We start from the raw sequence: 25,850 nt of genomic DNA, 5'->3' as shown, positions 1-25,850 counted from the left end.
GTGTCCGAACTGAATCAACACGCTGTAAAACCTGCCAGTTTTTGGCAAGGTGCCAAAGACAGCCAGGCGATTATTTTTACCTATTTGCCCGTTTCTTTTGCCTTTGGGGTTTCTGCGACCCAGTTTGGCTTTACCGCATGGGAAGCATTATTCCTGTCCTGCTCCATGTATGCAGGTGCCAGTCAATTCCTGGTTGTTGCACTCTTAGGGAGTGGCACTTCCATCTGGATGACTGCATTAACCGTGATTGCTCTGGATATCCGTCATCTACTTTATGGCCCTGCGCTACAGAATTTGATTCAGGATCGGCTTAATCTGAAAAAAACCGCAGTCTGGGCTTGGGGACTCACCGATGAGGTATTTGCCTCTGGCATGATCAAACTGTCGCAACGGCGTCAGGAATGGTCTGAATCGTGGATGCTGGGGTTGAGTTTATTCAGCTGGCTGTCCTGGGCAACAGGTTCTTTTCTCGGTGGCTTATTTGCAGATCAGGTCAGCAACTTACCGCAATTTTTACAGGCCGCTTTAGACTTCCTGTTACCTGCGCTATTCCTAAGCTTCCTGCTGGCAGCCTTTGAAAAGAAACATACTTTTGTTGTCAGTGTGACGATTGTTGTTTCTGCTATTGCCTGCTACATGATTGACCTGTCTGCTGCAATCTTTATCGGCATCAGTTCCGGTATTCTGGCAGGCCTGTTCAAGCACTATGTACTCAAACGTCCCGATCCTGAGCATATGGGAGAAGAACTATGAATTTAGAAATTATTCTGGTTGGTATTCTGGTCGGGATTGCCAATTTCGCTTCCCGTTTCGGACCTTTTTTTGTGATTCAGAAATCGCAGCAAGGTTCACAAAAGCGTGGTGCGCTGTGGTTAAAAATTGCCTTAGGTGCGATTGGAATTTCTGCAATTAGCTCAATGTTGGTCGTGGCGACACTACCGCCTTTGCTGGAAACTCCCGATAAAAGTGTGGCGATGCTGGCCGGTTTTATTGTATTAACAGTGCTGTATTTCAAGTTTAAACGCATTGTGATGGCCACTTTGACGGCTGCCTTCACCTATGGCCTGATTTATACTTACCTGCCGATTCATTTTTAAAAAATGAATCAATAAATATAAGAGGCTTATGCTACGTTCCAGTATAAGCCTTTTTTTAATGATAATAAGAAAACTGGCATGTTTGAGCCAAAGCAGATTATTGAAGGAAAGATCTTTATCCATCAGCGATGGGCTGAAGCATTACAATATTTACGATTGACTTTGTTCTACCCTTCGCCGTTCCCTATTTCTCCTGGAAACACAATCAAACAATGAAACTCCTGCCTTGGCTAAATTCAAGTCCGGACCAGCTTCTAAAAATGGAAAAACTGAATCCGCAAAATCATATTTATTATTCAGATCCTCAAATTGATGCAGTGAAAGTATCCTTCTGATTTCTTAATCTAAATTTTGCGAACTTTATAAATAAAATTGTTGGTCAATATCACAATTTTGTATGAAACTTGGCTTATCTCCGCAGAGAGTTCTGCTATGCTAAAAGCCCATAAAATCAAGCATGGATGATTTACATGAGCGTGACGATTGGTACCCCATTACAGGCTTCTGCCTTCAAGGTCTTATTACTGGGTTCAGGTGAACTGGGCAAGGAAGTGGTGATTTCCCTGCAACGGTTAGGTGTCGAGGTTCACGCTGCTGACCGCTATGACCATGCACCTGCCATGCAAGTTGCCCATCAGTCGCATACCCTGAATATGGCTGATCCAGCAGAACTTAAACAGCTGATTGATCAGGTGAAACCAAATCTGATTGTTCCGGAAATTGAAGCGATTGCCACCCAGGTGCTGGTTGAAATTGAAGAGCAGAACATCGTAACAGTAATTCCATCCGCGAAAGCAGTGAATCTGACCATGAACCGTGAAGGCATCCGTCGTCTGGCCGCTGAAGAACTGGGGTTGCCAACATCTGCTTACCGTTTTGCCAATACTTTAGAATCTTTCCGTGCCGCTTGTGATGATATTGGTTATCCAAACTTTGTGAAGCCTGTGATGTCCTCTTCAGGCAAAGGTCAGTCTCGTGTCAAAAGCTTCGATGAAGTTGATGCTGCCTGGGAATATGCGCAAACGGGTGGTCGTGTAAATCAAGGTACCGTCATTGTTGAGTCACAGATTGATTTTGATTTTGAAATCACCCTGCTCACTGTTCGTGCCAAAAATCCGAAAACAGGTGAAATCGAAACTTCTTATTGCGACCCGATTGGTCACCGTCAGGATTCTGGGGACTATGTTGAAAGCTGGCAACCTCAGCCAATGACACCTGCTGCATTGGAAGAAGCCAAGCGAATTGCCAATAAAGTAACCGTTGCGCTCGGTGGTTGCGGTATTTTTGGGGTAGAACTCTTTGTCAAAGGCGACAAAGTATGGTTTAGTGAAGTGTCACCACGTCCACACGACACCGGCTTAGTCACTTTAGCTTCCCAGTTCCAAAGTGAATTTGAGTTGCATGCGCGTGCGATCCTGGGTCTTCCGGTAAATACCACTCGTCATAGCGTTGCAGCCAGTGCTGTGATTTACGCTGGTGTAGATGATCAGAATCTTTCTTATTCTGGTCTGGATCTTGCTTTAGCAGATGGCAATACAGACTTGCGCCTGTTTGGCAAGCCTGAAGGCTTCAAACGACGTCGTATGGGTGTAGCAACTGCACGTGCTGAAACAACAGATCAGGCACGTGAACTTGCGCAACAGGTGGCTCAACAAGTCAGTGTCAACCAAAACTAAGCTGAAAAACGAAACGGACGACTGTTCATGATCAATACCCTGCCATTGCTGAATTACACCAAAAGTAACCATGATATTAAAGCCATTAACGAATGGCGCAGTGATGTCGAGCACCAGCTACAGGAGTGTTTTGAAAATGGTGAGTCGATCCGTGACATTATTCTGACCCGATCCAATCTGATTGATGAAGCGCTACAGTTCCTGTGGAAGCATGCTGAACTCGATCAGACTGATCTGGGTCTATTTGCTGTCGGTGGCTACGGCCGTCGCGAAATGCTGCCCTATTCTGATGTTGATATCATGATCCTGTCAGAAGATGAAATTACGTCTGAACAGGAACAGCTGATTTCGACCTTTATTTCATCCTTATGGGATGTTGGCAATTTCAAGCCAGGTATTAGCGTCCGCACCATTAGTGAATGTGTCAATCAGGCCAGCAGTGACCTGACTGTAGCCACGACCCTGATTGAGTCCCGTCTGATTACCGGTAATGAAAGCCTGGCCAAATGGCCACGTCGTATCGTGTCTCAATCCTGGACCGACAAGACCTTTTTTGATGCCAAAATGGAAGAGCAGCATAAACGCTATGCTCAACATAACAATACCGAAAGTAATCTCGAACCGGACATTAAAAATGCTCCGGGTGGTATTCGGGATATTAACCAGATCGGCTGGATTGCTAAACGCCATTTCCGCGTAAACCGTATTTATGATCTGGTACATCTTGGTTTTATTTCAGAATTTGAACTGGCCGTTTTAGAAGAAGCCGAAAGCTTCCTCTGGGAAATCCGTCATCATCTGCATCGCATTACCAAACGCGATGAAAACCGCCTGTTATTCGACTATCAGCGTGATATCGCCGCGAAGTTCGGCTATGTACGTGAAGAAGGCCAGCCGCAGAACTATCCGATCGAACAGTTTATGAAGCGCTATTACCGCAATGCACAGCAGGTATCGACGCTGAATGAAATGCTGTTGGCTTATTTCAATGAATCGGTAATTACCCCGCGCCTGCCAAACTATGAGCGTAATATCGAAGAAATTAACCAGAACTTTAAACTGGTTGATGGCAAACTTGCGGTACAGCACCATAAAACTTTCTCGGAAAATCCAAGCGCAATTCTGGAAATCTTTTATCTTCTGGCAAACCGTCCAGAGATTGAAGGCATCCGTGCCCGTACTTTGCGTCTTTTAACGCTCGCAGCAAAACGGATTGATCAGGATTATCGCAATAATCCCGTTCATCAAGCGCTGTTCATGGCGATTATCCGTTCACCATATCGTTTATATGAAACCTTGGTAGCAATGAAACGCTACGGCGTATTAGGGAATTATATTCCGGCCTTTGGCCAGATTATGGGGCTGATGCAGTATGACCTGTTCCATATCTATACTGTAGATGCGCATACCCTACTGCTATTACGCAACCTGAACCGCTTTAAGGAACCGGAATTCGCCAAGGAATTTCCGGTAGTCAGTTCGGTGTTCCAGCGTCTGGCCCGTCGTGACATCGTCTATCTGGCTGCCCTGTTCCATGACATTGCCAAAGGTCGTGGTGGTGACCACAGCGAACTCGGTGCCACAGATGCGATTGCATTCTGCCGCACGCATGGCTTTACCGAACGTGAATGCAATCTGGTTGCATGGCTGATTCAAAATCACCTCATCATGTCTGTGACTTCACAGAAAAAAGATATTTCTGATCCGGATGTGGTCCGTGAATTTGCAGAAAAAATGGGTGATATGGAGCACCTGGACTATCTGTACACCCTGACTGTTGCCGACATTAATGCCACCAATCCAAAACTGTGGAATACCTGGCGTGCGTCTTTAATGCGTCAGCTATATACGCATGCGCGTGATGTAATCCGTTCTGGTCTGGGTCGTCCGGTGGATTATCAGATGCTGATTGAAGACACCAAGTTTGCTGCCAGCGAACTGCTGGTACAGGACTTCTCTTTGTATGATGTAGAAACCATCTGGCAGGAACTCGGTGATGACTACTTCCTGAAAGAATCGCCAGATGAAATCGCCTGGCATACCCGTGCTATCTTACAGCATGGTGATAATTCTGAACCGCTGGTGCTGATGCGCCCGCATCGTAAATATGCGCAAGATGCAGTGCAGATCTTTATTTATACACAAGATAAACCAAATCTGTTTGCCACCACAGTGGCCGTTCTGGACCGCATGGACCTGGATGTACAGGATGCAAGAATTATCACAGCAACCAAGGCGTTCAGCCTAGACACGTATGTCGTGCTTGACCGTTTCGGTACGCTGCTTACCGATCCGGAACGCGAGCTGAAAGTGATTGATGCACTTAAAGATGCTTTAAGTCATTCCGATAAATACCCAGGCCTGATGCAGCGCCGTATTCCACGTCAGCTCCGTCATTTTGATATTGAAAATACGGTAGATATCAGCCTGAACCCTGTTTTGAACCAGAATATGGTGGAAATTGCCACGCTCGACCAACCGGGTCTACTTGCCAAAGTAGGCGGATTATTTATGATGCGTGGTCTGGATATCCATTCTGCTAAAATTGCCACACTTGGCGAACGTGCCGAAGACATTTTCTTTGTCACCAAAAAAGATGGCATGCCGTTGAACCCTGAAGAATCTTCTGAATTTGCCTGTGCTTTAAAAGCAGCGCTGGATGAAGCCTCTAATCAGGTCAACAGTCAACACTCACATTAAAACGCGGTAACTTATTCATGAACTCTAGCTTGTCTTTATTGCATCCTTATCCATTTGAAAAGTTGAATAAACTTTTTGCGGATATTAAGCCTGCGAATATGCCACTCATTCCCCTATCGATTGGTGAACCAAAGCATCCAGCTCCTGAGTTCGTGAAACAGGCCATTATTGATAATTTTCAGCATCTTTCAACTTATCCAAACTCGAAAGGTTTACCTGAACTGCGTACCAGTATCGCCAACTGGCTGACTCGCCGTTTTAAACTGAACAGCATTAGCGCAGACAGCAATATCTTGCCAGTATCGGGTACCCGTGAAGCAATCTTCTCTTTTGTACAGGCACTGATTAATCGTGAAGATGCACCTTATGTGGTGATGCCAAATCCTTTTTATCAGATTTATGAAGGTGCAACACTACTTGCAGGTGCAAAACCGTACTTTATCAACTGCACTGAGGAAAATAATTATCTTGGTGATTTTGATACAGTCCCTGCTGAAGTCTGGGAAAAAACCGCACTCCTATTTGTCTGCACACCGGGTAACCCGACAGGTGCAATTCTGTCCAAAGAACAGTTTAAAAAGCTAGTTGCACTTTCTGATAAATATGATTTTGTAATTGCTTCAGATGAATGCTACTCAGAGTTATGGTTTGATGAAGCCCCTGTGGGTTTACTGGAGGTCTGTGCAGAAATTGGACGTGATGACTACAAAAACTGCGTAGTATTCCATTCGCTCTCTAAACGCTCGAATCTTCCAGGCATGCGTTCAGGCTTTGTTGCGGGGGATGCGGCTTTGCTTAAACCTTATCTGCAATATCGTACTTACCACGGTGCAGCGATGCCGGTTCAACATCAGCTGGCTTCAATTGCTGCCTGGGATGATGAAGCACATGTTGAAGAAAACCGCGTACAGTACCGTGCCAAGTTTGATCTGTTCCAGAAAGAGCTTGGTCACTTGTTGCCACTAAAAAAACCGGACGCGGGTTTCTACTACTGGTTGAAAGTAGACAAGGATGAAGAATTTGCCAAACGCTTAATGCAACAGGCGCATATCAAAGTACTTCCTGGTCGCTACCTGTCTCGTGATACTGAGCAAGGCAATCCAGGTGAAAACCATGTACGTCTAGCGCTGGTTGCTGATCTGGCACAATGTGAACAGGTCATTGAGCGCTTAAAAGCCATTCTTTAACCTAAAATTTTTAACAAAAAATCCACTATATTTATAGTGGATTTTTTATTTCAATTTTATGTTCCAGACTATACACCAGATTGTGGTCTACACCCTTAATCGGCTCCAGCTTGGCAGCCAGCACCGCTTCTTTAACTTTAGCATCGACAACTCTCAAGCCAGAACTCTGAATGATCTCAACGTCGGTAATCCGCCCTGTATTGGCGATGACCGTCATTTGCACAATTACTGTCTTGGCACGTTGCAATTCTGCATCATTAAATCTCAGATACGGTGCTTTTAGCCAGCTGACTTCATAGCCCTGCTTCGCCAGCAAATGTGGCGGAACAGCATCTTTGACAGTAGGCGGCTGATAAGCTGGAACAGGCTGCTTCAGCCTTTTTAGTAATTGCTGGGTTTTTTCATCCTGTGCATAAGCAGGAGCTAAAAACAGCCCGATATATGCGCTAAATAGCAGGCTCTGAACGAGGATTCTGGATAGCATGGCAATGGCTTGAAGAGAGTAAAGGCGGCCAATAACCGCCCTGAATAAGCGCCTTACAGCGCTTTTTCGATCTCAGCTTCCAGGTCTTCAGGCTTGGTGGTTGGCGCAAAACGGTTCAGTACCTTGCCATCACGCCCAATCAGGAACTTGGTAAAGTTCCATTTAATACCATTACCCAGAATCCCTTTAGAATTATTGGTCAGATAACGGAAAATTGCATGTGCTTCAGGACCTTTGACATCGATCTTGGAGAACATCGGAAATGTCACCCCATAGTTCTTCTGGCAATATGCACCAATTTGCTCATTACTGCCCGGATCCTGTCCGCCAAACTGGTTACAGGGAAAGCCTAAAACTTCCAGGCCACGATCTTTATATTTCTCGTAAAGTTTTTCTAGGCCGGCGAACTGCGGTGTGAAACCGCACTTACTTGCGGTATTCACAATTAACAGTACCTTTCCTTCATAGTCTGCAAATTGTTTGGTTTTTCCATCTAACAATTCAGCTTCAAACTGATATATGCTGGTCATGGATAAGTTTCCTCATCATTTTTTTCTTGTGTTTTTAATTCTAATGAAGCTGAGTTCACACAATAACGTAAGCCTGTTGGCTGAGGTCCATCAGTGAAAACATGCCCTAAATGTGCATCACAATGATGGCAAACAATTTCTGTTCTGACCATACCATGAGATGTGTCTAAATGCTCTTCAATTGCAGAACCGCTGATCGCCTTATAGAAGCTTGGCCAGCCACAGCCACTGTCATATTTGGTTTCTGAAGTAAATAAAGGTTCACCACAACAGCGGCATACATAAGTACCATCTTGTTTCGTATTCCAGTATTTGCCAGTAAATGCTGGCTCCGTCCCTTTTTGACGTGTAATACGGAACTCTTCAGGTGATAACTCTCTTTGCCATTCTCTGTCTGATTTACTGAGTTTTCCCATGATGACGGTCCTTTCTATCTTGCTATTTTAAATAGGATAATTCTATATTTACGTCATTCATTTTAAAAATTCTAGTGTTTGTTTAACATTTTACAAAAGACATATAATCCCCCAAAAAAGCAAAAAGTAAGCAAATAAACAAAATAAAAGTAAGCATTTTCTGCATTAAATGCTTTTTTGTGAGCAATTTTAGTGTTAGGCTTGGTACTAAATTTGCTCAGGATTAAATAATGTCGCAAAAAAAAAGCGTAATTTTTAAAAATCTATTGCCGGTGATTAAACAATATCAACAGCTTGGATTTACGCATGAAAAAATTGTTGCATTACTCCGAGATGAGCACGATCTCGATCTAGTCACCACTGAGACATTTAAAAGCTATTTATATCGTTATGCAAAAGTGACCTCCACTCTTTCAGAGAACATCAAAATGCCGAACACTTTCCAAAAATCTCGCGAAATCAAAAAATCGTCTAAACTCGAGCATGTATGCTATGACATTCGCGGACCAGTGTTACGAGCAGCCAACGAGATGGAGGAAGCCGGACATAAGATCATCAAGCTGAATATCGGCAACCCTGCTCCATTTGGTTTTGAAGCACCACAAGAGATTATCAATGATGTGGCACTCAACCTGCCAAATGCGATTGGATATACCGACTCAAAAGGTATTTTCCCGGCACGTAAGGCGATCTGTCAGTACTACCAGCAAAAAGGTATTCTGGATATGCACGTCAATGATGTGTATGTGGGTAACGGCGTGTCCGAGCTGATTGTAATGGCAATGCAAGGCTTACTAGATGACGGCGATGAAATGCTGATTCCAATGCCTGATTATCCGTTGTGGACTGCGGCAGTGAACCTGTCTGGTGGTACTGCGATTCACTATAAATGTGATGAAGAAAATTACTGGTATCCAGACATCGCAGATATGGAAAGCAAGATCACACCAAATACCCGCGGTATCGTGATCATTAACCCGAATAACCCGACAGGCTCAGTTTATCCACGTCACGTATTACAGCAAATCGTGGATCTGGCGAAAAAGCACGACCTGATTTTGTTTGCTGACGAAATTTATGACAAGATCGTTTATGACGGTGTTGAGCATGTTGCCGTCGCATCACTTGCCGGTGATCAGCTATGTATCTCTTTCAATGGCCTATCTAAAACTTACCGTATTGCAGGTTACCGTTCTGGCTGGATGGCTATTACGGGTGATAAGTCTCGTGCAGCAGATTACATCGAAGGTCTGGATATGCTGGCATCGATGCGCCTTTGTGCCAACCATCAGGCGCAATATGCAATTCAGACTGCTCTCGGGGGTTACCAGTCAATTAATGACCTGATCCGCCCAGGTGGTCGCCTGTATGAGCAGCGCAATATTGCCTGGGAAATGCTCAATGAAATTCCTGGTGTCACTTGTGTGAAACCAGAAGGTGCAATGTACTGCTTCCCGCGTCTGGATCCGGAAATTTACCCGATTGAAGATGATGAAAAACTGATGCTGGATCTGCTGCGTGCCGAGAAAGTATTGCTGGTTCAAGGTACAGGCTTTAACTGGCCAACTCCGGATCATTTCCGTGTGGTATTTCTGCCAGCAGAAAATGAACTGCGTGAAGCCATTAATCGTTTGAGCCGTTTCCTGGCAAAAATTCGTTAATAGCACCGATAAAAAAACCGCGTTATTAAACGCGGTTTTTTTATAATTAATTTGCTTTTAAATCTTTTAGTGGATTACCAAATTGTTTCAGATATTCAATCCCTAATTGACGTGAACCCTGATCATTAATATGGTTATCATCTTTTAGACGATATAAAGGCACATCATTCACGATGATCTTACATACCTGCTGATCACAGATCACTTTGGTCGGATCAATGATTTTCAAATCAGGGTATTTCAGTTTGGCTTCAGCCAGAATCTGATTAAATGGTTTTAGATAAGTATCGTAGCTTTTTCTGGAAACCGTACATTGTGCATGTCGATTTAGAATCTCGTTACGGATATTACAGTCTGAAGGTATTCCATCCCAATCCAATCGTGGTACATCGTTCAGTATTACTACTTGATCACTCGCTTTGTGGGCAATTTCTAGCGCTTTCATCAAGCCGATTTTAAAGATTTCATTATTGCGCTGATGAATCCCATCTTTAAGTTTCACCTCATCTCCAAAATATGGCGCATAAGAACCGGCTAAAATAATCATTGGATAATGGGTTTTAGACAGATGTTCGGTAAGAGCATTATTACGTTGCTGAAACTTAATGAGTTCTTCCCAACGTCCGAGCTTTAACTCAGAACGCTGTATACCAGGCAAATAAAAAGTTGAACTCTGGGCAATATCATAACCACGTAAATTGGCATCTTTAGCCCATTCATCCAGCATTGCAGTATAGGCATTGGCATGTGAATCACCGATCAATAAGAAATCAATATCATCCTTCGTGTGTCCTAATATGCAATCTTTGGGATCAGGTAAGGTTTTCGGATTCGTATCCATACACTGGCTACGAATCACATGCGCATAAGCCTGCAATGCTTCCTGCTTGACATATACGGAGGGTGGAAAGCGATTAGGAAAACCCTCATTGTTTTTAATAATCTGAGCGATAACAATAAAGATGATCGCAGGAATTACAAATCCGAGAAGAATCACCTTGTAATTGGCAGCCATTACAAAGCGTTTTAGGGGTTTTTCTGCCAGCTGATAGGTAAGAAATGCCAAAAGCACTGACAGCAGGAGAATGATGATCTGATTTTCTGTATTGAGTGGCAGCATATAAATGCCAAATAGCACGATAATCGGCCAGTGCCATAAATACAGCGGATATGAAATTTTTCCGATCCAGGTGCTCAGCTGATTACTGAGCAACAGATTGGTTGCGGGTACAGATTGGCCCAGATAAATAATTACTGCTGTTGCCAGACACGGAATCAGCGCCATAAGACCGGGAAATGATGTCTGTTGATCAAAATAAATCGCTGCTGCAAATAAAACAAGAACCCCAAGCCACACCAGAATTTGTAGTAATTTTTTAGGGAGTTTTGGTCGTGGCAAACAGGTAATCAATGCGCCAATCAGTAACTCAAAAGCCCGTACCGGCATGCTGTAATAGGCCTTGGCTGGATTTTGCATGAGTTGGTATTGAGCATAAGCCAGTAGAACAATAATCAATGTACTGATCATCAACCAGAGATATTTGCGTGATGCTCTGGAAAAAAATAGCCATAATATTAGAGGCCAGAAAATATAGAACTGTTCTTCCACCCCCAATGACCATAAGTGCAATAGGGGTACATTTTCCACGCTCGGGCTAAAGTAATCCCCCACTTCATTGCGCATATAGAGATTCGCAATGAGCACAGTGGCATACATGACACTCTTAAAGTATTCAGTCAGTTCACCCGGCAGCATCACCTGCCAGGCAATCAGGCTAACCACAGCGAGTACGGTAAAATACGCTGGTGCCAAACGGACTACACGTTTTTTATAGAATCGTGCAATTGAAAATTGTTGGGCCTGAATATCGCGTGTGAGAATAATGGTGATCAGATAACCTGAAATCACAAAGAAGATATCTACACCAATATAGCCACCAGAAAATAGTGACCAGCCTAAATGATTGAAAATAACCAGAGATACCGCAATAGCACGTAGGCCATCGATATCTGGTCTGTAGGCAATACTCATAAAAACAGGAAAAGCGGGAGATAAGCTATTTTATGCCTTTCCAATTTCAGAATAAATTCTTTTATATTTATCTTACATTATGACGTTTATTCCAATTCCTCAGCTTTCAAGTAAGGATAAGGATTCGTAGCACCCTGCCCACTAAAATAAATTCCATAATGCAGATGTGGTGGCGTGGTTTTAGCATTACCGGTATTGCCCACATAGGCAATGACTTCGCCAGCTTCCACCCAGTCACCTTCCTGAATATGCTCAGCATAATCCTCCAGATGTGCATAATAATGCTGGCTCAGCTCAGGTCCTGTTAACCAGATCACTTTACCGCCCAAGTTATTAGTTCCAATATTTCTAACAATACCTCTGGTCGCACTCAGCACAGGTGTACCTCGTTTAGCAAAGATATCAATTCCTTCATGCTTACGGCCTGCACTTCGTGAAGCACCCCAAGTATCATTGAGCTGTCTTTGCGTCACACCTTCGACTGGAATGGTTAAAGGTTGCGATAAAGTTTCTTTTCTTAATTGCCAATACAGATAAGGACTTTTCCAGCCCGCTGACTCACCAGAAGGTGGTGGCTGACAGCCACTCAAAAGTATTAATATAGTAATCAGTAACAAGGAGGTGCTTAAATTCGGCACTGCAATTTCTCATTCATTCTTCTTAAAATAATCTTATTCAATTCAATCTGATTACACGTGCTGTTCTTGTAATTTTTATTGATGATTCCTTTGAATATTATTTTCTCTTCTAAACAGCAAAAACCCTCTTATAGAGGGTTTTGTCATTGATTATCACCGATTCAAAATCATGGACTATTTACGTTTTTTCGCCCGTGATGGTTTAGATTTTTGAGGTTGCTGCTGTTGCTGCTGTTGATCCTCATCCTGCATGGAATCCTTTTTGTCCTTTTGCTGAACCTGCTTATGTTTTGCCTGAGATCTAGCCATTTTTGACTCCTACTCATCTCGATCAAAAAGATTGTTTTTCTACTCTAACCACTATAAATAAATAACCAATGCAAGAGTCGTATCTAATTGCTTCAATGTAATTACATTTTAGCTAAGTTATTCTGTTTTAAGGGGACATGGTTTTTTGTAATTACAAGTTTTACAGATTTTTGCAGACTGAAACATGAGATTACTCAGCGTATAATTTATATATTGAGATTTATAAATATGAAGCCAAGATTTTAGTGTCAGCTCCGACTGTAAAGATCATAGATTATGATGACTTTAACTCGGTCATTTTAACCCTGTATTGTTTATCTAAGATATTGGAAGAGTCCCTTCTCTGCCACAATAGTGATTTTAATATGGATATTCAGAAAACCTGGCAAGCAAGATTAAAATTTTTACAGATAGATGAGAGTGATCAGACAAAAATGGCTAAAAAAGAAGTGTTTATTTCCGTCGATATTGAAGCTTCCGGCCCGATTCCTGGGGAATATGATTTGCTATCTATCGGCATGTGTCTTGTCGATCAACCTGAGATCCAGTTTTATTGTGAATTAAAGCCGGTCTCCCATAAAGCTGACCCGAAAGCCTTGGCCGTTAGCGGTTTCAATTTAGAAGATTTAACAAAAAATGGAATAGACCCCACCACTGCGATGCAGAATTGCGCCACTTGGCTTGAGCAACATCTTTCCAAATCTGAAACACCAATTTTTGTCGGATTAAATGCCGGTTTTGACTGGTCTTTTATGAATTATTATTTCCATAAATTTATCGGACACAATCCTTTTGGTGTTTCCTCACTCGATATTAAATCTCTTTATATGGGTGCATTTGGCGGACGTTGGTCAGATACACGGGCAAAGAATATTATTGAAATTTTAAAGCCACAAAGCAGAGGCAATCACAATGCATTACAGGATGCGATTTTTCAGGCTGAGCTGTTCCGTTTAATTTTAAAACAGATTCAGGTTTGATTTTATTAACACTTATAGCTGCACTTTACCCTTTTACAAGATACTATTCATAGGTTCAACTGCCAGCGGTTTCAAAAATATTTCGAGATAAGCAACACTTTAAGGCCGTCTTCCCTCATAATACCCATATATAAATCCACCGTTTTTTAGATTTCAATGGGAGATCACGACTATCCCCACGCGAAGAAATCTGCTCATTTTCAAATTTTTGTAATTATAGAAGTCTTTTCCTATGAAAATCGTCATTCTAAATAAACCTTATGACGTCCTCTCCCAGTTTCGTAAAGACGAAGCACACATGACGATGTCTGATTTCGTAGATGATCCTACACTGCGTCTGGCAGGTCGTCTCGATATGGACTCGGAAGGCTTGGTATTCCTCACCGATCATGGTGGTTTAAACCAGTTCATTACCAATCCTGCCAATAAAAAATTCAAGACTTACCTGGTTCAGGTTGAAGGCGACGTGACTGAAGAAGCACTTGAGCAGTTACGTAAAGGTGTAGAGCTGAAGGATGGTATGACCTTACCTGCAAAAGCAATCAAGGTTCAGCAACCTGAATGGTTATGGGATCGCGATCCTCCGGTTCGTTACCGTGCTTCTGTACCAACGTCATGGGTAGAAATTTCGATTTGTGAAGGCCGTAACCGTCAGGTACGTCGTATGACTGCTGCCGTAGGTTTCCCGACTTTACGTTTGATCCGTACCAAAATCGGTTCTATTGATCTGGTTCAATTGGGTCTACGACCGGGTGAAACCAAAGAAATTGAACCTTTGCTTTACCCTGACTTCAAAGATGTACCCGCAGAAGAGCCATACCGTTCACGTTCTTACGTGAAAAAACCAGGTGGTACGGGTGGCAAACCACTCAATAAAAAAGTGAATAAAGACGGTACCAAGAAGAAAACCGGTACACCACGTGTTTGGCAACTGGAAGAAGGTGAAAAACCACGTCGTAAGACCAATGGTACGACACGTCCAAATACCAAAGCACCACGTGGTCGCGGACGCGGTCGTGGATAATATTTAAATGAATCAATGAAAGCTCACGAATGTGGGCTTTTTTTATTACATAACTTTAATATTTTTTATTTTTCAGTCTATTAGAATAATTATAAGTATTCATTTTGCAATGGGTCTCATGAAAAAAATCATTTTTGCTTTAGCTGCGACTTCCCTTTCAACTTTTGGCTTTGCCAATCCACTCAGTGTGCATGTGCTAAATCAGGAAACTGGCCTGCCTTCTGCCAATATCACGGTAACTTTAGAAGCCCAGCAAGGTGAGAAATGGGTCAAACTCAATGAAGCCAAAACAGATAATAATGGCCGGATTAAAGAATTCTATCCTAAAGAGACTGCGCTACAAAAAGGCATTTATAAGGTGACTTTTAAAACGGGCGACTGGTTTAAGGCAAATAATCAACGCACCTTTTTCCCAGAAATTCCAGTTGTGTTTGTGATTGATGGTACTTTGGAGCATTACCATATTCCACTGTTGTTAAGTTCTTATGGATATTCAACGTATCGGGGAAATTGATTCACTATTGATAATTAGTACCTTATTTTCACTCTTTATTTGAATATTAAAGTAGTGTTCCAATTGAAATTCATTTCCATAAATATCTTCAAAATTAATAAGTATTTTGTATTTAATTTCATTACATTTATTTAAAATTTCGGCTTCATTTATTGTTAAATAAGATGCTATCCAAACACTCTGGAAATCATTTATACGGTTTAATTTTCGTATTAATTTTAGCTTATCAACCCCACCTAAAACCTCAATAAAACAGGCTTTTTCTTTACCATCATTAAAAACTCTAAACTGAAACAATGGTGCTTCTTGATATTCTATATTGGCATCTAGTGCATCAATAGAATGTGGTTTTAATCTAATTTTAGGATGAGTAAGCTCTAGTATAGGCTTCACAGATTCTTGTAGAGAATTATAGTATTTTTGCTGATCATCAACCAATCTTTTCTGCTGTTTCACACTTTCCTTCATCTCATCAATTTGAAGCTGTAATGCTTGTTCTTGTTGTTCTAACGCTTTGGTATTTTGTTCAAGTTGCTTACCTTGTTGCACATAACCAAGTACTAGCCAAAGAAATGCCACAGGCGCAAAAATACCTGCAAGAAAATCACCTAATTCATTTAAAGATATTGGACTTTTCAAATCTCCGAAAAACCAAAATATAAAAATTATGGCTAACCAGACAACCGTAATTCCCATTCCCCAATTTAAACTCTTCTTATTTATATTCACATAAAAAAACCGATGCCTAAGCACCGGTTTTACATGGCTTATTTAAACTATGCAAATCAAGCTTTCAACCATTTCTCAGCTTTAGTTTGATCTTCAATTTTAAGTTCGACTTCAGTCAATTCAGAACCCGCTGCTTGAATATCAAAGGCCATTAACTCATCACGACGGAATGCATGAACAGTATAAATTCCTTCCTGCTTCGCATATTTCTCGGCAAGCTTTGTCGTCGCTTTCAAGCCATCAATTGCAATGATCACATCATTGGCTGACAGGCCTGCTTTCGCAGCAGCACTATCACGACGAGCGGATTGAATGAATACACCTTCAGGCTTATCTACCAATTTCAAACCAAATGGCAGAGACTTGTCATTTTTCAGAGTATAGCTTACCCCAAACTCAGGGAATAACTGATCCAGTGGTAAGTCTTCTGTGGTATTGATCAGATGGTTGATCTGTTCTAACCAGTTATCGCCAGTCAATTCTTCACATAACTCGAAGATAGTACGCTCGTTCACCTGAATGCCATTTTGCGCATTTTCATACAACTTGCGCATCAAGGCATCCAGGCTTGAACCACGTAGACGCAAGCCTAAATCTAAGCAAAGTGCCACTAAACAACCTTTGTTGTAATAGCTGGTGCCAGCATTATTCGAGTTTTCATCCTGACGATAGAATTTCACCCAGGCATCAAAGCTTGATTCAGACACACTTTGAATAAAGCGACCTGGGTTTTGCAAATAACGGTCAATCTGTGCTTTCAGTAAAGCAATATATGATTCCTGGTTAATCACACCACTACGTAGCAGAATCAGGTCATCATAATAAGAAGTAAATCCTTCAAAGATCCAAAGTAAAGAGGTGTAGCCTTCTTTGTTTAAATCGTAATTTACAAAGTTTTCAGGGCGAATAAATTTCACTAACCAAGAGTGGAAATATTCATGGCTACATAAACCTAAGAAACGCTGATAATCCTTCGATGGCTCTTCCGGCTCGTTGGCTTTCGGCAGATCGTCACGTGGTGTAATCAGACTGGTTGAATTTGGATGTTCCAGACCGCCATAACTGTTGCCTGTTGCCATGGTCATAAAGGTATAGTTACTAAATGGCGCCGAACCAAACATAGAAATTTCGGTACTACAGATCTTTTCCAGATCCTGCTGCATACGTTCAGCATTCATCTCATGTTTGCCAGAAACCACGAACTCATGCGGAATACCATTGGCTTCAAAGCTAAAACGGGTCTGTTCTGCCAGTTCAAATGGTGAATCGATCAGCTCGGCATAATTTTCTGCTTTAAGCGTATAGCGGCCTTTGACCAGGCTCTTGGATGCCATACCGGTTGCTAACTGGAAATGTTTCAGTTCATCTGGCAGGAAAATTTCAACTTCAATCGCTTTATTTTCTTGTCCTTCCAGCCCCAGACAAGTACAGGCCGGGTTCACATATAGACGTGTTCCATCGACATATGCACCGCGTACGGACAGATCATAGGCATAGACATCATATTCAACCGTAATCAGCTCATGGTCGGTATTAAACAAGCGCCATTTATTCTTTTCAAATTTCTGGATTTTCAGCTGGCGTCCTGCTTCATCAAAGGCTTTCACCCCTTCAATGTGCTTGGAAAATTCACGAATCAGGTAACTGCCCGGAATCCACGTTGGCAAAGACAACACCTGTGTAGGGTCTGCTAAAAAGCGAACAGTCACGTGAACAAGATGCTGACGATAATCGTCAAATTCGATTTGATAATGCAACATAATGGGCGATTCAAAAGAAATTAGAATGTGTTAAGTCTAAGCTTAACATTTTTTTCCAATACATTGCGGAAGTGTCTTAAATGTCTACAATGAGTACTAGCCATGACAAAAAAAAAGGCTTAGCATGCCTAAAATTTTTTTGCTCGCCAACGGACTGGTCGAATAAGGAACCCCCTTGAAATTTATCGCCTCACTGATTGCGACATTGTGCTTTTTTATGTCCGCAATCTCGCATGCTGCCCTACTGAATATTAATCCTGAAAGTGTTGAGGCAGAAGCCTGGACCATTCTGGACAGCCAGACCGGTCAGACTATTGCTTCACATAATGAAGACCTGCAACGTGCTCCGGCTTCCCTGACCAAAATGATGGTAGCTTATATCACGCTCAAGGAAATTCAGGCCGGAAAATTAGATAAAAATGAAGTAATAACTGCAACGTCTGTAGTGAATATGGTGATGTGGGATGAATCCCAGATGTACCTAAAAGAAGGTGATCAGATTTCAGTAGATCAGTTATTAGCAGGCTTAATTGTAATGTCTGCCAATGATGCCGCAGTGACGTTGGCGGAAAAAATTTCTGGAAGCGTACCCAAATTTGTGGAGCGTATGAATCAGGAAGCCAAAGCACTGGGCATGCAGCAGACCAACTTCCAGAATCCAGCTGGTATCACCATGCCTGAGCATTATTCCACAGCAGCCGACCTGGCCAAACTGTCTCAGGCTTTGGTCAATGAAACGCCAAACTATCTGTTCTATTCCAAGCAACACAGCTTCAGTTATAACCAGCGTTTCCACCGTGCCACCAATCTATTGCTAAAAATAGACCCAACAGTAGATGGCTTGAAAACCGGTTTTACCCGTGCTGCAGGTTATAATCTGGCTGCCACCGCGATCCGTCCAAGCATGGACATGAGTCTATCTAACCGTCGTTTAATCGTCGTGGTGATGGGGAGCAAAAGTGCGGTAAAACGTGCGGAAGTCGCTCATAAGCTAATGAACCTGGCCTATACCTATACCCGCAATGAGGTAGCACTCAAGGACAAGCAAGTGCTGGCTGAACTGCCTGTGGTTCAATCCACCCTAAAAATGTTTAAGGTAGCGACCAAAAAACCTGAATTAATTACTACTTCACTCTATGATCAGAGCTATAGCATTGACCTGAACCAGTTTGATCAAAGTACTCAACGCGTGATGTTAGATACAGGGAATGGTACTCTACAAAGCATTGAGCCATTACGCGAAACTCAGACCCACTTAAATATTGAAGTGAATGAGACCCAACTGACCGCGCCACTGGCAAAAGTCATGCAATTGGTAACGGTAAACGTTTATCAGAATAATCAGTTGATTCGTACCATCCTGATTGAAGATCAGGTCGATATTGAAGAAGCGAATTTCTTTGAAAAGTTCCTGCAATGGTTATTTGGCCTATTCTCAAGTACGAATGCAGACGTTATATTGTATCCGATTGGCAAATAAAATCTGAGACAGACAAAGGATGGCAATTATATTAATTAGCCGTCCTTTTTTTATTGCCTGCATTTATTTTTAATTTTACCAATAACGACCTCCATAAAAGACATTATTAATTTATATCCTTGAATTGCTACAATTTGTAAGCTGTATAACAATTCTTATCAAGACCTTATTTTAAGCCTGTCATAGTATGTTTTCTTTCTATTTCATTAAAAAAATAAATAGGTTAATAAGGTATGACAGCCCATAAAATTGTGATTGTAGGTGGTGGTGCAGGTGGTCTGGAACTGGCTACCCAGTTAGGACAAAGCTTAGGCAGAAATGGTAAGGCCCAGATTACCCTGATCGACCAGAAGCTGACCCATATCTGGAAACCTCTTCTTCACGAGATTGCAGCCGGCACACTCAATCCGCATGAAGAAGAAACCAATTATTTTGCCCATGCCGTAGCGAATCATTATGAATTTGTCCTGGGCACGTTTAAAAATATCGACCGTGAAGCCAAACAGATTCTGGTTGAAACCGAATACTTTTCTAAAAAGGTCCAACCTACCAAGAATAGAAGCATTGACTATGACACCTTGGTGCTTGCTTTAGGCTCCACTTCAAATGACTTTAATACCGAAGGTGTCAAACAGTTCTGTCATTTCCTCGACAGCCGCGAACAGGCGGATATTTTCCAGCAAGACCTGCTGCATCTTTACTTAAATGCCCAGAATGAAGCAGATAGCCGTGAACTGAAAATTGCTATTATCGGTGCAGGTGCTACAGGCGTTGAACTGGCAGCAGAACTGGTTTCTGCCAAGAATAATTTTCATAAATATGGTCTAAACAAGATTGATCCGAATAAGGTCAAAATTACCCTGATTGAAGCTGCAGATCGTATTCTTCCTGCCCTGTCTTCCAAAGTTGCTGAGCACACGATGAAGCAGCTGAAACAGCTAGGTATTGAAGTACTGACTCAACATCGTGTGGCTAAAGTCGATGAAGAGCATATTTATTTTGCAGATGGTTCAAGTCTGGAAGCAGAAGTAAAAGTCTGGGCAGCCGGGATCAAGGCGCCTGAGGTACTCACGCAACTTGAGGGACTGGAAAGAGACAATATTCATCGCCTTAAAGTTTATGCGACATTGCAGACGACCGCAGATCCGAATATTTTTGCCTTTGGGGATTGTGCACATTGCAAGCCTAGAGCTGATGAACCCGTCTTGGGACCACGTGCACAGGTTGCCAGCCAGCAGGCCAGTTTCCTTGTCAATTCTTTACGATTACGTGCGAATGGTCAGACACAGTTACCGATGTTTGTCTTCTCGGATAAAGGTTCTCTGGTGTCCTTAAGTGAAAATAAAGCCGTAGGTGAATTACTCGGTCAGGTCAATGTACAGGGCTTTGTCGCCAAGTCGATGTATGTTTCATTATATCGGCTGCATCAGGCCACGATCTTGGGCTATACTCAGGCTGGGGTAATGACGGTAAAAGACTTCGTTACAAGAAAAATCTCGCCGAAGATAAAATTGCATTGAAATTTACAGATGCGCCCCCATCAATGAAAAAATCAGCATTTATATAGGGAAATTGCATTTTTTTTGCTAATTTTAGTCTACAAAAACTCAATTTCACTTTATGATGTATCTCTTAAAAAATTTGATTGGATCAATATCATGACTGCAGTTGCAAATGACCTCGTGGTTTCTTTCCACTACACATTGACTAACGCAGAGGGTGAAACTCTCGATAAATCTCAAGGTGAACCACTTGCATATTTGCATGGTGCAGGCAACATCATTCCTGGCCTTGAAAATGCACTACTTGGTAAAACTGTAGGCGACAAATTCACTGTAACTGTTCCAGCAGCTGAAGGCTATGGCGAATACAACCCAGAACTAGTACAAGAAGTTCCTGCGAAAATGTTCCAGGGTGTGGACAACATCCAACCTGGTATGCAATTCCAGGCGCAAACTGATGACGGCGTTCAAATCGTAACTGTTAAAGCAGTTGAAGGCGAAAACGTTGTTGTTGATGCGAACTTCCCACTTGCTGGCCAAGACCTGACTTTCGACGTTGAAATCGTGGAAATCCGTGAAGCTTCTCAAGAAGAACTTGACCATGGTCACGTACATGGTGCAGGCGGTCACCACCACTAAGATCGATTGATCTGAAGTGCAAAAGGCAAAGTGAAAACTTTGCCTTTTTTTGTTGCCTATATATTTTATTCAGGCATAAAAAAGCAGATCCTCTGCCCTGCTTTTTTATAATTCAAGCAATGATTATTTACGTTGGTTATAAATCTGCATTGCGGCTGGCAGATTTTGACGCATCGCGGCAATACGCTGACTGCTTGATGGGTGAGTCGATAAGAACGCGACACCACTACTGGTTTGCTTACTCATTTTTTCCCAAAGAGTAATTGCAGCATTCGGGTTATAACCTGCACGAGCCATCAACATTAAGCCACCTTGGTCAGCACGGCTTTCCAAGTTACGTGAGTATGGTAGACCAATACCAATCTGGCTACCCAGCTGTGCAGCTGCTGCACCACCCTGACCCACACCTGCTGCACTCAGGCCAATACCTAAAGCTAAGTCAGTCAATGCCTGAGCACCAATCTTCTGTTTAGAATGCTCTTCTAGCGCATGCACCATTTCATGACCCATAATTGCTGCAATTTCAGCATCGGTTAAGTTCAATTTATTGACGATACCCGTATAGAACACCACCTTACCACCTGGGGCAACATAAGCATTGACCTGATCGCTCTTCAGTACAGCCAGCTGCCAGTCAAATCGGGTGCCTGTCTGGTTCAGCTGGTCTGCATAAGGACGCAATTTGTTAAATACAGTGTTGATGCGCTTATAAGTAGCAGAAGACGTATCCAGTGTATTGGCAGCACGTGCTTCCTGAACGGTCTTGTTAAAGCCTTGTGTCGCTACAGCGTTTAAGGTTGATGTATCCGCGCCCGCTATATCAGCGACAGTGGTACAACCTGATAAAGTGACGACTGTAGCCGCACACATGCTGAACAAAAATTTATTTTTCATTATAGATTCTCCACCCCAGTTTCAAGGCACAATACTTGATAAAAATTATAATTGAAACATCGCCATACCTGAAACGTGTAATTACTTCATCTTTTTAGCATTTATGTAATATTTCAGGTGATGAATTGTATGCCAAGCCAATAAATTAGACAAAGTACATTTAAAACCAGATAAAACTGGCTCAAAGGTTGGATCTTCAACTCCAGACTTTCACTTTTGCGTTTGGCAAACAGGATCGCGTTCTGGATCAGGATCACTGGCACCAATATGCAGGCAATAATGACACTTAAGCCTACCAGCGCATTATAGATAATTTCAGGATTACTGGTTTGAGCACGAATAATCAGCATGGCAATGGTGGGAGCCCCGCCCATGGCAAATAGCAACGAATAGAACATGGTTGCCGAGATATTTTTTTGCATCCTGCAAGCTCTTATATTTTCTTTAATATTTATTCTAACAAGCACAGCAGCATTACACATCACTCTGTGATGCAACTTTAGTCGTGCGCCAGTATTCCTTACTCGATACGTTATAAAAAAACCCTGTGAAATTCACAGGGTTTTTCTCATTTCAGCTTAAAGGATTAAGCATCAAACGGATGACGAAGAACAATTGTTTCTTCACGGTCTGGACCAGTTGAAATGATGTCGATTGGACATTCAATCAATTGCTCAAGACGTTTCACATAATTAATTGCAGCTTGTGGCAATTGATCTAATGATTTGGCACCGAAAGTAGACTCAGACCAGCCTGGCATCGTTTCGTAGATCGGTTTTAAAGTTTCGAATGCAAGTGCATCAGAAGAACCTACACAGCCAGAATCAGCAGCTTCGTAACCTACACAGATTTTTACTTCTTCTAAACCGTCAAGAACGTCAAGTTTAGTCAGGCAAATACCTGAAAGTGAGTTTACTTCTACTGAACGGCGCAGGATTTCAGCATCGAACCAGCCACAACGACGTTGACGGCCAGTAGACGCACCAAATTCTGAACCTACAGTACCTAAGTGTTTACCGATTGCATCGCCAACATCATTTGCAGCATCGTACACAAGTTCAGTTGGGAATGGACCAGCACCTACACGTGTTGTGTATGCTTTGGTAATACCCAATACATAATCAAGGTGTAATGGACCAAGACCTGAACCTGAGCTTACGCCGCCCGCAGTCGTATTTGAAGAAGTCACGTATGGATATGTACCGTGGTCAACGTCAAGAAGTGAACCTTGCGCACCTTCAAACATGATGTTATCACCGTTTTTACGGTATTTATGTAACTCACCTGTTACGTCTATAACAAGCGGCGCAACCACTTCACGCCATTGGTCGCAAAGTGCAAGTACTTCTTCAAGCTTAACTGCTTCTACGCCGTAGAATTGAGTTAACTGGAAGTTATGGTATTCAAGAAGCTCAGTTAACTGCGCTTTAAGATGTTCACCACCACGTACCAGATCAGCAACACGGATTGCACGACGAGCCACTTTATCTTCGTAAGCTGGGCCAATACCGCGACCAGTCGTACCAATTTTCGCATTACCACGTTTGATTTCACGTGCTTGATCAAGCGCAATGTGGTTTGGAAGAATCAAAGGACAGTTTGGAGAAATACGCAGACGCTCTTTAACAGGCACGCCTTCTTTTTCAAGAATATCCATCTCTTTGATGAGCGCTTCAGGTGAAAGAACCACACCGTTACCAATTAAGCACAGTACGTTTTCACGTAAAATACCTGATGGAATGAGGTGAAGAACTGTCTTTTTACCACCAACTACAAGAGTATGGCCTGCGTTGTGACCGCCTTGATAACGTACAACTGCTGCCGCTTGATCTGTGAGCAGGTCGACGATTTTACCTTTACCTTCGTCGCCCCATTGGGTACCAAGTACCACAACATTCTTGCCCATAATAGCCTCATTACATCATGCTGTTAAAGTTGAAAAGCCTGGCCCAGCGACATGAATACTGAGCCTGACCATTAAATTGTTTTGACTGTCCACTCACCGTCAACATTCACCAGCTGGTGAGTTGCATACGGCACCGAGTTTAAACCATCATTACCTAATAACTGAATTACACTTAAGCCTTGTGCACGTGTTCCCTGAATCGCATCAAGCAAAGCAGCATCATTACCTTTAGGCGCAACAATAATCTGTGCAGTTTCAAATTTGCCTGCACTTAAACTATACAAGTCACAAGAGAAACCGGTTGCAGGACGGGCACGACCAAAGTGTTGACCAATACCGTCATAACGGCCACCTTGTGCCAGTGGTGCAGCACGGTTTGGTGCATACACGGCATACATCAGGCCAGTGTGGTAATGGTAAGAACGCAATTCAACCACATCGACACCAATTTCCAGATTCGGCCAGCGTGCCTGAATTTCCTGTTGAGTAGTGATCAATGCATCCAGTGCCTGTTTAAAGTCTGGATTCGCCAGCACTTCAGCACTCAATTGTGTTTGTAATGCATTCAAGTCACTTGCATAGCGACCCAATACGTAGAAATCATGACCCTGATTTAGTGTCGCAGTAAACTCTTGCAGTTCTGGCAATGCTTTACGCTGATACAGGTCAGACAATTGACGTTCAGCTGCCTTACTTAAGCCCGCTTGAGCTACGAGACTACGGAACAGACCGACATGACCCAAGTCAAGGTGAATACCATCTGCCAGACCAGATTCCTGAATCAGACTCACCATCAGGTCAATCATTTCTACATCGGCATCAATACTGTCTGAACCGAATAATTCTGCACCCAGCTGCAGCGGTGCACGCGTGGTGTTAAAACCCTGTGGCTTGGTATGAAGTACAGTACCTGCATAGCAATAACGTGCTACACCTTCCACTGGATGTACATGCGCATCGATACGAGCCACTTGTGGTGTCATATCGGCACGCACACCAAGCAAACGGCCAGAAAGCTGGTCGATCACTTTAAAAGTTGCTAAGTCTAAATCCTGATTCGATTCTGAGAGAGAAGATAGAGATTCAATGTATTCAATGAATGGCGTGTACACCAGCTGATAACCTCGAGATGCGAGGAAATCCAGTGATTTACGACGCAAATGCTCAATGACTTGCGCTTGTTCTGGTAATACATCAGCTACACCATCAGGTAATAACCATGTCTCTGAAATGGGCATGTTGTAAACCTAAATTCTTGTCAGCGCGGAACAAATCCGCATAAAAAAATCGGGAGCACACCCGATTTCTCCTAGTCTAGCACGATCATTTAGGCTGTGCATCGCAATTTTTATAATTTTCTCTGACTGATCAAATGACTAACATTGATAATGAAAATCCGGCGGTGAAGACTTGGGCCAAGTCAATTAAAAAGATATCAAAAGCTAAAGTATCAACATGATTTTAAAAATTTTATTTCTTAAAAAAACTTTAAGGTTTTATCTTGAACTCTATACTTTCCAAAATAACCAGCAAATACTTCAGAAAAATTCATTTTTAAATGTTTAAAAAAATCCCGCATAAATGCAAGATGCACGGATTTGAATACCTAAGAAAACAGCACTATTCAGGCAAATTTGAAGTTAACAGGACAATACGCTGCACTTCATTATAAAAATACAGTTCGTTATTAGA

General features: G+C 42.4%; 24 protein-coding genes. 12 read left to right on the top strand and 12 right to left on the bottom strand.

Going from position 1 to position 25,850, the window contains the following annotated elements; translation table 11 throughout:
• The 5 genes from B4033_RS07170 to dapC all read left to right on the top strand — a co-directional run bounded on the left by B4033_RS07170 (position 1) and on the right by dapC (position 6,660).
• Entirely contained in the window at positions 1-753 is a 753-nt protein-coding gene (locus B4033_RS07170) for an AzlC family ABC transporter permease (RefSeq protein WP_004815457.1), read from the top strand.
• Positions 750-1,097, top strand: coding sequence for an L-valine transporter subunit YgaH (gene ygaH / locus B4033_RS07165; RefSeq protein WP_180185672.1), 348 nt, complete (start codon positions 750-752; stop codon positions 1,095-1,097). Before B4033_RS07170 ends, ygaH begins: the two co-directional genes overlap by 4 nt.
• 461 nt (positions 1,098-1,558) lie before the next feature.
• Positions 1,559-2,773 (top strand): formate-dependent phosphoribosylglycinamide formyltransferase, encoded by a 1,215-nt coding sequence (gene purT, locus B4033_RS07160; protein ID WP_171063231.1) that lies wholly within the window; start codon positions 1,559-1,561, stop codon positions 2,771-2,773.
• A 27-nt stretch (positions 2,774-2,800) separates the two neighbouring features.
• The gene (glnD, locus tag B4033_RS07155; RefSeq protein WP_005222640.1) at positions 2,801-5,473 is read left to right on the top strand and encodes a [protein-PII] uridylyltransferase; all 2,673 of its coding nucleotides are present in this window, start codon (positions 2,801-2,803) and stop codon (positions 5,471-5,473) included.
• Positions 5,474-5,490: 17 nt separating this feature from the next.
• The gene (dapC, locus tag B4033_RS07150; RefSeq protein ID WP_286832870.1) at positions 5,491-6,660 is read left to right on the top strand and encodes a succinyldiaminopimelate transaminase; all 1,170 of its coding nucleotides are present in this window, start codon (positions 5,491-5,493) and stop codon (positions 6,658-6,660) included.
• A 31-nt stretch (positions 6,661-6,691) separates the two neighbouring features.
• Here dapC and B4033_RS07145 read toward each other — a convergent pair whose 3' ends face one another.
• The 3 genes from B4033_RS07145 to msrB are packed head-to-tail and all read right to left on the bottom strand — an operon-like array spanning position 6,692 to position 8,090.
• Entirely contained in the window at positions 6,692-7,144 is a 453-nt protein-coding gene (locus tag B4033_RS07145; RefSeq protein ID WP_008304291.1) for an energy transducer TonB family protein, read from the bottom strand.
• Positions 7,145-7,197: 53 nt separating this feature from the next.
• Positions 7,198-7,674 (bottom strand): glutathione peroxidase, encoded by a 477-nt coding sequence (locus B4033_RS07140; protein ID WP_004815442.1) that lies wholly within the window; start codon positions 7,672-7,674, stop codon positions 7,198-7,200.
• Positions 7,671-8,090: a peptide-methionine (R)-S-oxide reductase MsrB gene (msrB, locus tag B4033_RS07135; protein ID WP_286832867.1), complete on the bottom strand. Its 420-nt coding sequence runs from the start codon at positions 8,088-8,090 to the stop codon at positions 7,671-7,673. Before msrB ends, B4033_RS07140 begins: the two co-directional genes overlap by 4 nt.
• A gap of 230 nt (positions 8,091-8,320) precedes the next feature.
• Between msrB and B4033_RS07130 the strand changes: the two genes are divergently transcribed.
• Positions 8,321-9,751 (top strand): pyridoxal phosphate-dependent aminotransferase, encoded by a 1,431-nt coding sequence (locus tag B4033_RS07130; RefSeq protein ID WP_286832865.1) that lies wholly within the window; start codon positions 8,321-8,323, stop codon positions 9,749-9,751.
• A gap of 46 nt (positions 9,752-9,797) precedes the next feature.
• Here the strand turns inward: B4033_RS07130 and B4033_RS07125 are convergent, their stop codons facing one another.
• From B4033_RS07125 to B4033_RS07115, 3 genes are all read right to left on the bottom strand, one after another.
• Positions 9,798-11,783: an acyltransferase family protein gene (locus B4033_RS07125; RefSeq protein WP_286832864.1), complete on the bottom strand. Its 1,986-nt coding sequence runs from the start codon at positions 11,781-11,783 to the stop codon at positions 9,798-9,800.
• Positions 11,784-11,869: 86 nt separating this feature from the next.
• Positions 11,870-12,421: a M23 family metallopeptidase gene (locus B4033_RS07120; protein WP_071320665.1), complete on the bottom strand. Its 552-nt coding sequence runs from the start codon at positions 12,419-12,421 to the stop codon at positions 11,870-11,872.
• 174 nt (positions 12,422-12,595) lie between these two features.
• Entirely contained in the window at positions 12,596-12,730 is a 135-nt protein-coding gene (locus B4033_RS07115; protein ID WP_004892608.1) for a hypothetical protein, read from the bottom strand.
• 245 nt (positions 12,731-12,975) lie between these two features.
• Here B4033_RS07115 and B4033_RS07110 point away from each other — a divergent pair, with 245 nt between their 5' ends.
• The 3 genes from B4033_RS07110 (at position 12,976) to uraH (ending at position 15,248) form a co-directional block, all read left to right on the top strand.
• Positions 12,976-13,710: a 3'-5' exonuclease gene (locus B4033_RS07110; protein ID WP_005222656.1), complete on the top strand. Its 735-nt coding sequence runs from the start codon at positions 12,976-12,978 to the stop codon at positions 13,708-13,710.
• Between the two features lie 232 nt (positions 13,711-13,942).
• Positions 13,943-14,734 (top strand): pseudouridine synthase, encoded by a 792-nt coding sequence (locus B4033_RS07105; RefSeq protein WP_286832861.1) that lies wholly within the window; start codon positions 13,943-13,945, stop codon positions 14,732-14,734.
• A 118-nt stretch (positions 14,735-14,852) separates the two neighbouring features.
• Positions 14,853-15,248, top strand: a complete 396-nt coding sequence (gene uraH / locus B4033_RS07100; protein ID WP_034425031.1) for a hydroxyisourate hydrolase — start codon at positions 14,853-14,855, stop codon at positions 15,246-15,248.
• On the opposite strand, the gene B4033_RS07095 is transcribed toward uraH, so the two are convergent.
• Positions 15,228-15,971, bottom strand: a complete 744-nt coding sequence (locus B4033_RS07095; RefSeq protein WP_286832885.1) for a hypothetical protein — start codon at positions 15,969-15,971, stop codon at positions 15,228-15,230. The two genes, uraH and B4033_RS07095, sit on opposite strands and share 21 nt — an antisense overlap.
• A 62-nt stretch (positions 15,972-16,033) precedes the next feature.
• Positions 16,034-17,737: a M61 family metallopeptidase gene (locus tag B4033_RS07090; RefSeq protein WP_286832859.1), complete on the bottom strand. Its 1,704-nt coding sequence runs from the start codon at positions 17,735-17,737 to the stop codon at positions 16,034-16,036.
• Between the two features lie 175 nt (positions 17,738-17,912).
• Between B4033_RS07090 and B4033_RS07085 the strand changes: the two genes are divergently transcribed.
• From B4033_RS07085 to slyD, 3 genes are all read left to right on the top strand, one after another.
• Positions 17,913-19,217, top strand: a complete 1,305-nt coding sequence (locus tag B4033_RS07085) for a D-alanyl-D-alanine carboxypeptidase PBP6B (RefSeq protein WP_286832858.1) — start codon at positions 17,913-17,915, stop codon at positions 19,215-19,217.
• A 233-nt stretch (positions 19,218-19,450) separates the two neighbouring features.
• Positions 19,451-20,737 (top strand): NAD(P)/FAD-dependent oxidoreductase, encoded by a 1,287-nt coding sequence (locus B4033_RS07080; RefSeq protein WP_286832856.1) that lies wholly within the window; start codon positions 19,451-19,453, stop codon positions 20,735-20,737.
• Between the two features lie 138 nt (positions 20,738-20,875).
• The gene (gene slyD / locus B4033_RS07075) at positions 20,876-21,358 is read left to right on the top strand and encodes a peptidylprolyl isomerase (RefSeq protein ID WP_004892585.1); all 483 of its coding nucleotides are present in this window, start codon (positions 20,876-20,878) and stop codon (positions 21,356-21,358) included.
• Between the two features lie 123 nt (positions 21,359-21,481).
• Here slyD and B4033_RS07070 read toward each other — a convergent pair whose 3' ends face one another.
• The 4 genes from B4033_RS07070 to B4033_RS07055 all read right to left on the bottom strand — a co-directional run bounded on the left by B4033_RS07070 (position 21,482) and on the right by B4033_RS07055 (position 25,396).
• On the bottom strand, positions 21,482-22,252 hold the full coding sequence (locus B4033_RS07070; RefSeq protein ID WP_071320659.1) for a M48 family metallopeptidase: 771 nt from the start codon (positions 22,250-22,252) through the stop codon (positions 21,482-21,484).
• A 113-nt stretch (positions 22,253-22,365) separates the two neighbouring features.
• Complete coding sequence (locus tag B4033_RS07065; RefSeq protein WP_103799894.1) at positions 22,366-22,674, bottom strand: hypothetical protein; 309 nt, start codon at positions 22,672-22,674, stop codon at positions 22,366-22,368.
• A gap of 164 nt (positions 22,675-22,838) precedes the next feature.
• Positions 22,839-24,158 (bottom strand): adenylosuccinate synthase, encoded by a 1,320-nt coding sequence (locus B4033_RS07060; protein ID WP_004892578.1) that lies wholly within the window; start codon positions 24,156-24,158, stop codon positions 22,839-22,841.
• Positions 24,159-24,229: 71 nt separating this feature from the next.
• Positions 24,230-25,396: an ATP phosphoribosyltransferase regulatory subunit gene (locus tag B4033_RS07055; RefSeq protein WP_076753788.1), complete on the bottom strand. Its 1,167-nt coding sequence runs from the start codon at positions 25,394-25,396 to the stop codon at positions 24,230-24,232.
• Positions 25,397-25,850 lie beyond the last annotated feature (454 nt).

This window comes from Acinetobacter sp. UBA3132 (assembly GCF_002364825.1).
GTDB lineage: Bacteria > Pseudomonadota > Gammaproteobacteria > Pseudomonadales > Moraxellaceae > Acinetobacter > Acinetobacter schindleri.
The sequence above is the reverse complement of the archived record's forward strand: the minus strand, read 5'-3'. Positions and strand labels throughout refer to the sequence as shown.

What these genes read in the sequence shown, in the direction of transcription:
- ygaH (WP_180185672.1), top strand. Translation starts at nt 750, where the DNA reads ATGAATTTAGAAATTATTCTGGTTGGTATTCTGGTCGGGATTGCCAAT.
- purT (WP_171063231.1), top strand. Translation starts at nt 1,559, where the DNA reads ATGATTTACATGAGCGTGACGATTGGTACCCCATTACAGGCTTCTGCC.
- glnD (WP_005222640.1), top strand. Translation starts at nt 2,801, where the DNA reads ATGATCAATACCCTGCCATTGCTGAATTACACCAAAAGTAACCATGAT.
- dapC (WP_286832870.1), top strand. Translation starts at nt 5,491, where the DNA reads ATGAACTCTAGCTTGTCTTTATTGCATCCTTATCCATTTGAAAAGTTG.
- B4033_RS07145 (WP_008304291.1), bottom strand. Translation starts at nt 7,144, where the DNA reads ATGCTATCCAGAATCCTCGTTCAGAGCCTGCTATTTAGCGCATATATC.
- B4033_RS07140 (WP_004815442.1), bottom strand. Translation starts at nt 7,674, where the DNA reads ATGACCAGCATATATCAGTTTGAAGCTGAATTGTTAGATGGAAAAACC.
- msrB (WP_286832867.1), bottom strand. Translation starts at nt 8,090, where the DNA reads ATGGGAAAACTCAGTAAATCAGACAGAGAATGGCAAAGAGAGTTATCA.
- B4033_RS07130 (WP_286832865.1), top strand. Translation starts at nt 8,321, where the DNA reads ATGTCGCAAAAAAAAAGCGTAATTTTTAAAAATCTATTGCCGGTGATT.
- B4033_RS07125 (WP_286832864.1), bottom strand. Translation starts at nt 11,783, where the DNA reads ATGAGTATTGCCTACAGACCAGATATCGATGGCCTACGTGCTATTGCG.
- B4033_RS07115 (WP_004892608.1), bottom strand. Translation starts at nt 12,730, where the DNA reads ATGGCTAGATCTCAGGCAAAACATAAGCAGGTTCAGCAAAAGGACAAA.
- B4033_RS07105 (WP_286832861.1), top strand. Translation starts at nt 13,943, where the DNA reads ATGAAAATCGTCATTCTAAATAAACCTTATGACGTCCTCTCCCAGTTT.
- uraH (WP_034425031.1), top strand. Translation starts at nt 14,853, where the DNA reads ATGAAAAAAATCATTTTTGCTTTAGCTGCGACTTCCCTTTCAACTTTT.
- B4033_RS07090 (WP_286832859.1), bottom strand. Translation starts at nt 17,737, where the DNA reads ATGTTGCATTATCAAATCGAATTTGACGATTATCGTCAGCATCTTGTT.
- B4033_RS07080 (WP_286832856.1), top strand. Translation starts at nt 19,451, where the DNA reads ATGACAGCCCATAAAATTGTGATTGTAGGTGGTGGTGCAGGTGGTCTG.
- slyD (WP_004892585.1), top strand. Translation starts at nt 20,876, where the DNA reads ATGACTGCAGTTGCAAATGACCTCGTGGTTTCTTTCCACTACACATTG.
- B4033_RS07070 (WP_071320659.1), bottom strand. Translation starts at nt 22,252, where the DNA reads ATGAAAAATAAATTTTTGTTCAGCATGTGTGCGGCTACAGTCGTCACT.
- B4033_RS07065 (WP_103799894.1), bottom strand. Translation starts at nt 22,674, where the DNA reads ATGCAAAAAAATATCTCGGCAACCATGTTCTATTCGTTGCTATTTGCC.
- B4033_RS07060 (WP_004892578.1), bottom strand. Translation starts at nt 24,158, where the DNA reads ATGGGCAAGAATGTTGTGGTACTTGGTACCCAATGGGGCGACGAAGGT.
- B4033_RS07055 (WP_076753788.1), bottom strand. Translation starts at nt 25,396, where the DNA reads ATGCCCATTTCAGAGACATGGTTATTACCTGATGGTGTAGCTGATGTA.